General features: G+C 54.5%; 4 protein-coding genes. 1 reads left to right on the forward strand and 3 read right to left on the reverse strand.

From position 1 onward, the window contains the following. Positions 1–6: 6 nt before the first annotated feature. Positions 7–6,561 carry a T9SS type A sorting domain-containing protein gene (locus tag ONB24_03595; GenBank protein MDZ7315186.1) on the reverse strand — a complete coding sequence of 2,185 codons (6,555 nt, stop codon included), beginning with the start codon at positions 6,559–6,561 and terminating at the stop codon, positions 7–9. 645 nt (positions 6,562–7,206) lie between these two features. On the opposite strand from ONB24_03595, the gene ONB24_03600 reads away from it, so the two are divergent. After that, positions 7,207–8,670 carry a CCA tRNA nucleotidyltransferase gene (locus tag ONB24_03600; GenBank protein MDZ7315187.1) on the forward strand — a complete coding sequence of 488 codons (1,464 nt, stop codon included), beginning with the start codon at positions 7,207–7,209 and terminating at the stop codon, positions 8,668–8,670. On the opposite strand, the gene ONB24_03605 is transcribed toward ONB24_03600, so the two are convergent. Further along, positions 8,630–10,162, reverse strand: a complete 1,533-nt coding sequence (locus ONB24_03605; GenBank protein ID MDZ7315188.1) for a DoxX family protein — start codon at positions 10,160–10,162, stop codon at positions 8,630–8,632. The two genes, ONB24_03600 and ONB24_03605, sit on opposite strands and share 41 nt — an antisense overlap. 55 nt (positions 10,163–10,217) lie before the next feature. Then, entirely contained in the window at positions 10,218–11,444 is a 1,227-nt protein-coding gene (locus ONB24_03610; protein MDZ7315189.1) for a Gfo/Idh/MocA family oxidoreductase, read from the reverse strand. Positions 11,445–11,468 lie beyond the last annotated feature (24 nt).

The following is an 11,468-nucleotide window of genomic DNA, read 5'->3' on the forward strand; positions in this document are numbered from 1 at the left end:
TTTGGGTTATTTGGCAAACATCATTTTTCTGGTTTCAGTGAACGAGCCGGCGGTCATCTTGCAGAAGTAGATGCCCGAAGCGACCCGCATGCCTTCCGCGTTGGTGCCGTTCCAAGAAACCTCGTAAAAGCCCGCCGTCTGTTTGGCGTCGACCAGCGTCATAACCAGCTTGCCGGTGACGTCATAGATCTGCACTTTCACGTCGGCATCATTCGGCACGGCGTACCGAATGGTCGTGCTCGGATTGAACGGGTTCGGATAGTTCTGCTCGAGCGCAAAGGTCTTGGGCATCTCGGCGGCCTGGAACTTGACATCAAAGCTGACCATCGCCGTTCCACGCGGCTCAAAGGCGGCGGACAATTCCACCGAGCTTTCCTGCGACTGCTTGAACTGCAGCTTGTCGGCAGGAATCTCGAATTCCTTGTCCAAATCCTTCTTCCAAACGCGGATGGAGATGGCATTGCCTCTGGTAAAGCCTTTGCCGCTGCCGTCGTCCATGGCGGCGATCAGAGCCAGAGGCTGGGAAGCATTGATTTCATGCTCGACCACCACGGAACCGACCAGCTTTTTGCCGTCGAACACTGCCACCTCATCACCCATCTGCAACGGCTGACCGTCGATCTTGGCTTCGGAGATGTAGATGTTCATCGGCATATAAGGATTGCCCTCGTCACGCACAAAGTACTTGGGCGGTGCCGGTTCGTTGACCACGGCCAACTTGGGCATCTGCGACGGACAATTGATCGCAAAACTGGTCGCCGTGGTAACATAGACATAGTAGCCTTCACCGGGTTTCATGTTGCCGATGCCGTTGTACCATCCAACGAACGCCAGCTTTTCGAGCGCATGACCATATTGGTCCATCGCCTTCTTGAGTACACCGGCATTGATCAACGGCTGCAGAACCGTCAGTGCATTCTGTTCCGCGTCGATGCACGGATAGCTGATGATGTTCCAACGGTCATGCATGTTGATCGTAATCGGCGTCGGCAGAATGGTACCCGGAACCTGCAGGATCACATCCTGATTGACGTTGATGTAATATCCTTCGGCCGGGTTCCAGCTGCCGATCGTATTGATCCAATTGCCCAGCAGTCTTTCGATGGTGCCTTCGTTGGTCCCAACGACTTTGACCAGCTGCTGCACGATCGGATTAAGGATGCCGCCGCCTGTGGGCGTCGGATTGGCTGTGTTGAACAGGTTCGTGCTGCCGCTCGGCTGCACCGCCAGCGAAAAGATGTTCCAACCGCGCCGCAACTGAATGAACTGGCCGGGGATCTCTTTCTGCGTACGGTACAATTCGACTCGAGTCGAGCTCTGACCGGTGAACACGACCGGATTGGTTTCGACAACATCCTGATCGACCTTAAAGTACTGCACTTCGGTCGCCAGATAAGTATCGCCGGTCTTTGAGTCGTAGAGGCGATAGGTGATCGGGTTGCCGTCGCGGAAACCGTCGCGCGCAGACGTACCCGGATCGTCCGCCGAAGCGACGATGATCGCCGGCGAGGTCTTGCTCGCAGCCTGCGTCAATTTAACGACGCCGACGCAATACTGCCCGTCGAACACGGCAATCTCGTCACCTACCTGCAGCGCCTTACCGGGATAGAACTCCGCCTTGGTCACGTAGAAGGTCATCGCCTTGTAGGGGTTGCCGGACCAGACGGTCTGGAAATGCGTCAGGATCGGCAGAGAACCTTCGGGTTTACCGACGGCAAACACGGCGCCTTCGTTGCGCAGACCGCCGCGGGTCTGTTCGGTGATCAAAGTCGGACCGGTTGAATAATTGGCATTGTCATAGCTGTGACAATCGCCCTGAATCGTCCAGGTGTTGTCCATCTCCGAGGGCTTGCCATGGCGACGAATGATGCGCAGCTTGGAAGCGTCGGTATAGTTCTTCAGACCGGTCGCCTTGACTTCCAGATCGAAAGGCTGTTGCGAGTATGAGGTTCCTTCCGTCTGAACGTACCAGTAAAAGTCGGAATACGTATTCAACGTTACGCCGCATTCGTCGGTGATCGGGAACCCTTTCGAACCCTGCGGATACTTGTCGATATGCTGCACAATGATGCCCAAATTGTGCGGAATGACCACAGCACCGTTAACGGGTTTGAAAGTGAAAACCATCGGACGATAGGCGTTCAGCGAACCGACCGGGAACTCCTGGCGGTCACTGCTTGACCACGCCTCCACTTCAAAGTTCTGCAGCCGCTTCATGATTCGACCGATGGCGTAACCGGTGTTGCCGGGAGCAACGCCGCTGCGGTCAAAGCCCTGGCCGTAACCAGGCGACGGCGCGCAGATTTCGACGTAAGCATCACCCTCGGTGTCGAGCAGACCGTTGGTGAAGGTGATGTGATCGACATGCAGGCTGCCGCCCACAACGCCGACGATGTTGGCCGGTTTGGTCTTATTGATCTCCAGCCGAGCCGGTCCAGGCTGAATCGGCATGGGATGCGGCGTACCGTGTCCGCCGGGCATCGGCGGCCGCAGATCGATGCCGTCTTTAGGTACATACACCGTCTGATCCTGATCACCGGCAAAGCAGAGCGGCGACCAGAACTGGCACACCGGGTCGGTCGCCAACGGATAGACGTTGGACTCATTTTGGATGTACACATCGCCATAGACCGTAATCTTGGCATTTTCGCCCACGATTACGTCGTTGCGAATGGTCAAAGTATGCGGTCCTAACACCTCAACCGGCTTGGTAATCTGCACAAAGCGGTTCTTGGTGTTGCGGTAGCGGGTGAAGGTGAGCTCCTCAACCCTGTCGGGCAATTCCGGGCCGGAGAAGAGGAAAGCCGGCGCATGATCGTAATCCAGACCCGGATCCATCGGATTGTTGTCGCGGTAGATCACTTTATAGTGCGAACCGTCTGCAACAACCGAAGAATTCTCTTCGATTTCGCCGTCCACGCGGATGATGACCAGGCCGTCGATAAAGGTCAACGATTTGCCGTCCACCACCTTCAACACGCCGTTGCGCAGCAGCAGCGTATCGGAAACCGAGTTGCTGACCGGCAGCCGAATGGTCTTGTAGTTCTTGGGCGCCGTATCATCCTGCTCGTTCGGCCAGGTGCGGACGATGAAGGTCTTGACGATGCCCGAGTTTTCCGGCCAAACGTTTTCAGGCAAAAGCTTGTTGTCCGCCTGATGAACGGCGATGAGGCGGATTTTGCCGAGATAGACCGGGGGCATATCGAAAGAACCGGAATGATACTTGACCGTTACGCCGTCGGCAACGATCATTCGCCCGCGATGCCGAAACTCTTTCAGATCACGGTTCTTAAGAAAGAGATTCTTGGTGATCGTATAAGCGCCGTTTCCGGTTGTAGTGATGTCGACGCCGCTCTGTGATTCGATCCAGAAATTCGGAATTTGAAAGTTGCTGTTGCCGTGCGCAAACGGTGAAGCATCCGAATTATAGACCAAATAGCCGGTCGTCGCCTCATAAGTACCGGCAAGTCGGGTAAAGGTGTTCCTAATGATCAGATCGTTCGAGCCGAGATTGACGGTGCCGTCCTGGTGGATGTAGGTATTGGCGACTGTTACGTCATACTCGTTGCCCAGAATGTCGACCGACTTTTGTACGGTCAGGTTGGTGATCAGCGGGCTTTGGAAAATGTACCAGTTCATCGGCGGATTGACGGCGTTCAAATAGAGGGTATTAGGACCCGCCATGGTTGCCGTCTGGTACAGATAAAAGTTTTTGCCCAGCAGCGCCAAATCGGCGAACAAATTCACCGTACCATTGCGCATAATAAAGTCTTTGGTAATAGCCAGCGAATCGGCGCCGTTGTTCACCAAATCCAACTGAGAGGCCGTGAGATTAACCTCGGTATTCGCGTCGATGCGCGGATAGTCGATGCCGGTTAGGCCAAGCCTCATGGTCTGGACGCTGCCGTTGAAAATGAGCTTTCCGGCAGCAGTGCTGAGGATCTGCGCCGTGCCCACCAAATCAATGTTGGCGCCGCGCACGGTGTAGACATAGTCGCCGATGTTGATCATGGCGTTGGCGCGATGAGTCAGATCGCCTTTTTGCACCAGATTGCTCTTGAGCGTCAAGGTGGCGAAATTGTGCGTCCGCAGCCAGTCAATGTGCGGCCGGTTGGTGTCGGTAAACTCGACCTCAAGCGATGAGGACTGCGGCGGCACGTTCTGGACAAAGTCGATGCTGCCGGGATCCAATGCCGCAATCAGCGTGTTCGGATCATTGGAACAGAAATCCGGCATGCTTCCGCTGCCGACCGCCAGTCCGCGCGCCTTGATCTTGTTGTTCTTGGAATTCGCCGCGACGCGAATGTTCGGCAGATAGTAATCGGATATGATGGTCGTACCGTTGGGATTGGCGAGGACCAGCCAAGCCGTAGGCTGAATCGTAATAATGTGGCCGCCCAAATTGATCAGGGTGCCCATCAGCGTCAGCACGCGCGCGTCGTTGATGATGAGCATTTGATTCGGATTGATCACCAGATCGCCGCGCACCGTGGCATTGGTGTTCAGCCGTACCCAACCGACGCCGTTGGCGCATAGGGTGTTGTTTTGGGTTCGGATGTAGAGGCTGTAGAGCCTGTCCTCCTGAGCTCCCTGCGGCAGCTCCCAATCCGTCGTCTTTTGGTTGCCCTGATATTCGACGTTGACCATGGTCACAAAATTCGGTGCGGCATCAAAGGTGCCGTTCAAACGCACGATCGTCGGATACACAGAAGCGTTGTTGAACGAAATGTTTCCGGAGTTGGTGACCCGGCCGTTGGTCAAGTAAAAGAATTCCGTGCAGGTAATCGGGGCAGTAATCCTGACTCCGATCGGCGTTGTAACGTTGTTGACGGCAAAGCTGCCGAAAGGACCACTGCCGCTGACATTCTGTACGACGGCGCCCTTCATCTCGACGAAACCGCCGTTGACGGCGTTAAACCCGCCGTTATTGGTAAAGCTGGAAGGAATTCCGGCGGTGGTGTCCTGCCCGACTGTAACCGCACACTGATCGATCAGCACGCGGCCGGTGCTGAAAATTGTGTGGCCCAAAACAACGAAAACGCCGGCGTGAAAGGTGACTCCCGGAGAAACCGTATTGTTGTCGATAACCATCGTACCGTGCCATACGGAACCGGGCTTATTGCCGTTGATGGTTTGCGCCGTTACGGAGCCAAGCGGACTAACATAAAGCTGAACATTGTCGACACGGGTGGTGCCGAAATCGACGTTGGTGCCGTTTTGGCCGAACTGGTAGAGAGCGCCGCCGAGCCGCAATCTGCGAGTTCCGGCGCTGCCTGTATCGCCGCTCATCTCCCACTTGCCGCGGATGAACTGACCGTCTCCGAACAGTCTGACGTTCGAATCGGTGGTGCGGAAGCGGACCGTACCGCCGTTGACCTCCACATTGCCGAGATCGACAACTCCGGGAACGTCGAAAAAGATGACGCCGTTGTAGGCCTTCAACCAGCCCAGCGCATCCAGGGTGCGTCCGTCAACTGCGGTGCCGCTGCCGATGGTAATCTGTCCCGTGGAGTTATTGACGATGCCGCCGATTACGCCGCTCAGCGTCGTCTGGCCGGCATTGGGAACGTTCATGTTCGCCACGCCGTTGGCGGTGAGAATGCCGACCCGCTTGGTTGTGTTGATGACCAGCGTCCGGTTGGTCCCAGAGGCAGCATTGACGGTCACATCCGGCAAAATCCGATCCCCTAAAAGAGTAGCTGTAACATTGTTACTGGTGATGACAAAATTCAGCAGACCGTTGGTGATGTCGCCGCTGTTGTTGTGTCCGTACGTGGCTCCCTGAGAAATAGTCAGTGTATAGCCGCCCAAGTCCAGATTGCAGTCCGTTTCCAGCGTCAAAGAACCGTTCATCTGTTTGCTTTCATTCAACTGCAGATCCGTTTTGGTGCCGGTGGCAGGAAGAACCGGAGCTCTAACCCACAGCTCCCGTATAACGTTGGTGCTCGCCGAAGGCGGCATCTCCAAACCGGTCACCATAGGAAGGCCGCCCGGTCTTCCGCCGGTGTATTGAAAGCTGGCCTGCCCGGCAAACTGCAGCTGGCCCGTAGCAATGCTTCCCAGCGTCCTCTCCACCCACGCGCCGTTCTTCATAGTTAAATAGTTGGCGCCGTACACCAAACATGGAGAGGTCGGTGAAGCAGTGTTCCCCTTCAGCCACAACCTTTCAGCAATCAAAAAGTTGCTGATAAATGTCGTGTTGGCTGTCACGACCCAGGTGTTGACGGTCGGCGTCCCTCCGAAGGTCGTAAACGTGATGACTTTGCTGCGATGGATCGGGTCTGCAGGCAAACAATTTTCCGGATTAACCTCATTGTAAATAAAACCGTTTGCATAGTGTACCTCGATCACATCGCCCGTTACGCTCGCAACAGCGATGGCGCCGTTGATGGTCGCCTTTGGACCGATGGTGCCGCCTTGATACTCGCGGGCCTCACCGTTCCAGTTGTCATTCCCCGTCTGCCCGTTGACATAGTACGTTTTGGCGCTTGCCAAACCGTAAAATGTCAAGCAAAGCAGCATTGCGAAGACCCATATTCTTCGCGGTGTCCATCCTTTCATTGAAACCTCCAAAAATTTAGTTGCCTACAACGCTGCTGATCCAAGTTGCCCTGCACCTGACCTTAAAAGAATTCGATAGCGGCAAAAACACCGTATATGTTAAGGCAATTCAGGTGCCAGTTCTATAAAAAATATGCCTTTTTGCTCAAGAATCATCCGCTCTGCAACGTCTTTATGCTTATTCTTAATAAAGTTATATGTTCATGATCCCGTAAAAAAATTCAACAGCTCTATGCTGTACCCTCAAAACAGATCCGCAAATTTTTGCACTTCTCGTGATACAATTTTTAATGACTGCAGCAGCTTGAAACAATCTATGAAGAAAAATCGGTTTCTATTCTCTAATTGAAGTACCACCCTTTATCTTTTGTTGTATGCAAGTGCAATGCCGAAATATTAAGAAATAAGCTTTTGGGCGAGTTATAAAACGCAAACAAAGTGCCGGCTAATCCACTTTTTCTTCAACATATACCGGCCCACTGATCTCTTGTTAATATTTTTGTTATGACCCTTTCACCGTATCGGATTGCAGCGAAAGAATCTGCAACGTATTGAAAACATGTAATATTTGCATGACACTGGAACAAAAAAGAGTCGCTATTTTGTTTTTAGCCTCCTATTTTTTAAATTTAATCAGGAGGTCGAATGGTACGCTCGTTGTCGAAAAAAGCACTTTCCGGAAAAATTTTTTCCGTTATCTCTCAAATTGCTGAAAACCTGAAGGTTGAAGCCTATGTTGTGGGTGGTTTTGTACGCGATCGGCTGCTGAATTTGTCCCTTAAAAGGGACATCGACTTTGTGGTTGTCGGCGATGGACCTGCTTTTGCCGAAGCCGTCGCTCAAGCCTTGGGAGCACACAAAGTCAGCATCTATCAGAATTTCGGCACGGCGAGCATTCGTCATCGCGGCTACCTTTATGAGTTCGTCGGCGCCCGGAGCGAAAGCTATCGCGGCAACTCGAGGAAACCGCAAGTGGCCGCCGCCGACCTGCCTGCCGACTTGGCCCGTCGCGATTTTACCATCAACGCCATGGCCGTCAGCCTCAATCGCGACTCTTTAGGGCGCCTCATCGATCCCTTTAACGGCCTAGCCGACCTGCAGGCGCGCATCATTCGGACGCCGTTGGATCCCAAACAGACCTTTTACGATGATCCGTTGCGTATCCTGCGGGCGATCCGCTTTGCTACGGTTCTCGATTTCAACATCGAAAAGCAGACGCTCGCCGCCCTCGCATCGGAAGCGCACCGCCTGAACATTATCTCTCAGGAGCGCATTACGGATGAGCTCAATAAGATTTTACTGAGCTCCAAGCCGTCCCTTGGCTTTTATCTCATGAAAGAAACCGGCATACTCGACGTCATTTTGCCGGAAATCGCCGCTCTGGCCGGCGTAGAACAAGTGGGAAAACACAGCCACAAAGACGTCTTTGACCACACCATGAAGGTGTTGGACAAAGTGGCGGCCGCCTCGCCGAAATTATCGCTGCGTTACGCTGCTCTTTTTCATGACGTTGGCAAGCCGGCAACCAAAGCGTTCGATCCTGCCTCCGGTTGGACCTTTCACGGCCACGATGAATTGGGACGACGCATGTTCAAAAAAATCGGCGAACGCCTCCGGCTGCCGAAAGATCTTATCGAAACCGTTCAAAAGCTGATCAAGCTCCATCTGCGCCCGATTCATTTGGCCGAAGAGGGGGTGACCGATTCCGCCATTCGCAGGCTGCTTTTCCTGGCCGGTGACGACATCGACGATTTGATGACCCTCTGCCGTGCCGACATCACCTCGGCCAATGCGGAGCGCGTTAAAAGGCATCTTGCCAATTTCGATTTGGTCGAGCGCCGGCTGGTCGAGGTCGAAGAGAAGGATCGCCTGCGGAACTTTCAACCGCCGGTGCGCGGCGACGAAATCATGCAGGTGCTGGGTCTTCAACCCGGTCCGCTGGTGGGCAAAATCAAAAACGCCATTGAGGAGGCCATCCTCAACGGCGTCATTCCCAACGAACACGATGCGGCGTTCGATTATATGATGCAGATCAAAGACGACATCCTCAGCTCTGCTTCCGCATCCCTCAAGCCCGCCAAGGCCGCTGCCGATTCAAAGGCGAGTTGAGCACCTCCAAAGCAATGTTGACGTCTTCCACCATTTGAAAATCGTACATGCCGGCGCAGATAAAGTCGGCGCCGTTTTCAAAAGCATAGCGGAAAGCATCCCGCGGATGGATGGCGCCGGCCGCCATCACCTTGAAGGCGATCCACGGCTGCGCCAGATTGCGCATCACCTCAATGGTCCGCTGCGGATTGTAGTCGAAAATATTGTCGTGCCATTCGGGATTCTTGGCGCTCCAATAGTTGTGATGATGCAGGGTCTTCATCCAAAAGTCCGGTTCGAAACCGTATTGGACGCAAGCCTCGATGGTTTCGATGCGGTGCGCGCCGATGCCGACCATCACCCGGCGGTCGCGAATGTATTGAATCGCCTGCGCCAGTTCATCGACGCGGCCGTGACTCATGTAATAGTCCGCCGTCTCGCCCTGGATATAACAGGCTGCAGCGCCGTAATCGATGGCCCGCTTGATGCGGTCGAGATACTCGTTGAACGGCACTGCATAGACGCCGCGATCGTAGTTCAGTCCGGCGCAGTCGGAGATGAACTGAATCTTACCGATGTTGCGCCGCCAATACTCATCGATCAAAGTGCAAAGAATGGGATTGGTGAGCAGCGTATTGATGCCGCAGCGCTCGGCGGTCAGAAGCGTGGCAAAAATCTTGTCCTTGTTGTGATAAGCCTTGACCAATTGTGAAACATAGATCAGATCGCGCGAATGGGCCCAGCCGGAAAGCAGGTTGCCTCCTAAAATCAGACGACTGAACTCCACCTCCTTGATCTTGGCCTTGGGTATTGTGCCCGTTAATTGACTTAACTCGGCCGGATTGAACAGTTTGGTGCTCGGGCTGGTCATGGCGTCGATCAGATTGCGTTCTTCCCAGCTTTGCCACTGGCGTTTTTTCACCCAGGCATAGGCAAAAGCACCCATAACCGGCAGTGTCGCCGCGGCGCGCAGAACCTCCCGGCGAGTCAGTTTTCCCTGCGGCACCGCGGTTTCCAAGTTTTCAGCGGCATTCGCTTGGGTCTTTCGTTGAGGAAGAAGCGCCGCCAAGCCGATCACCCGACCGGTGGGAAAGGCTGCCGTCACCGCCAAAGCCGACAGCTCGATCAGAGTTTTATTGACCACAAGATAGTGCCCCTCGTGCGGTACGCCAAAATCCAGGCCGACGAACGGCGGATTGGCCAGATAGTACAAAGCGAGCAGAACGATACCGGCAACAGCGGCAGGCCGCACCGCCAATCCCGTCATCAGGGCCGCGCCGATCAGGATTAATCCCCAAATGTTCAGGAAATCAACAACGACCAAAACCGACGGCGTTGCGGCCATCCGTCGGAAAATAGGAGCGAAAATCCAAGAGGAGACACTGAGGTACTCGGCCGAAGTCCAGTTTCCCATGAAAAGCTTCACCAGCCCTTCATAGAGAAAATGCCAGCCGATTGCCGCGCGCAGCAGGACTAGAAAAAGCTTTTGCACCGGCTTCATCGAATCGTCCATGGCATCCTCACTTTTGCAAAAACGGAGGCTGAAGAAAGCTCAGCCTCCGTACAAATTACCAGCCTTTTCGATAATCGGTACGGAGCATAGCCGTGGCTTCATCGTTGCCCTTCACGACCATTGCCTCCGGATCGAATTCCAATGACTGGTAAGGGAATTTGAGGGCAATATTGCCGAGCAGAACCGTCTCGGTAAGAGGCCCCGCATAGCTGAAGGGAGCGCTGGACGGCTTGCCTTCCTTGATCGCTTTGATGAAATTCTGCTCGTGCGATCCATCGATACGGGGGATCGTCTTCGGCGGCACTTTGTAGGCGCGCATGGCGCTTTCGGGAATCAGCCGCGTCATACCGTCGCCGCTGAGCAGCTTGCCCTTTTCGCCGACGTAGAGCTGGCCGTTGATCGGCATGCGGCGATTGGGCTCGAGCTCTTCAGGACGCGGCGGCTGCAGACCGCCGTCGTACCAGATCAGCTTGACGGGCGGCATGCCTTCGCGTTCCGGGAAATAATAAGTGACGATGGAAGCGCGGGGAAACGTCTCGCTTAAAGGCCGCTTTTCCCAGATATTGTCGTCCTTAAAATCCATGGCAAAGCTGGCGGTCACGGACTTGGGGTATTTCAATTTGAGGGCGGTGTAAGGGTGATCGATCATGTGGCAGCCCATGTCGCCGAGCGCGCCGGTGCCGAAATCCCACCATCCGCGCCAGTTGAAAGGATGGTAGATTTTATTGTACGGCCGAAAACGCGCCGGCCCGATCCACAAATCCCAGTCCAAGCCTGATGGAATCTCCATTTCCGCCGGCCGCTCATAGATACCCTGCGGCCAAACCGGCCGGTCGGTCCAGACATGTACCTCGTGCACCGGCCCGATGGCGCCGTCCTGAATCCACTCGCACTCCAGGCGAATTTCTTCGCCCGAATGTCCCTGATTACCCATCTGTGTAACAAGCTTGGGATTTTTAGCGGCCGCTTCGGAAAGCTGTCGCGCTTCGGCAACCGTATGCGTCAGCGGCTTCTGGGTATAGACGTGCTTGCCTAGTTCCATCGCCGCCAGGGTAATGATTGCATGCGTATGATCGGGAGTGGCGATTATTACGGCATCGATTTCTTTGCATTCATCGAACATGGCGCGATAATCTTTGAAGCGCCTGGCCTTGGGGTATTTCTCGAATACCGGCGCCGCAAAATTCCAGTCCACATCGCAAAGGGCAACAATGTTTTCGGTGGCCATTTCATGGACGTTGTTCTGCCCCATGCCGCCGACGCCGACGCAGGCAATGTTCAAGGTGTCGCTCGGCGCCTGATATCC

This window comes from candidate division KSB1 bacterium (genome assembly GCA_034505495.1).
Lineage (GTDB): Bacteria > Zhuqueibacterota > Zhuqueibacteria > Residuimicrobiales > Krinioviventaceae > Fontimicrobium_A.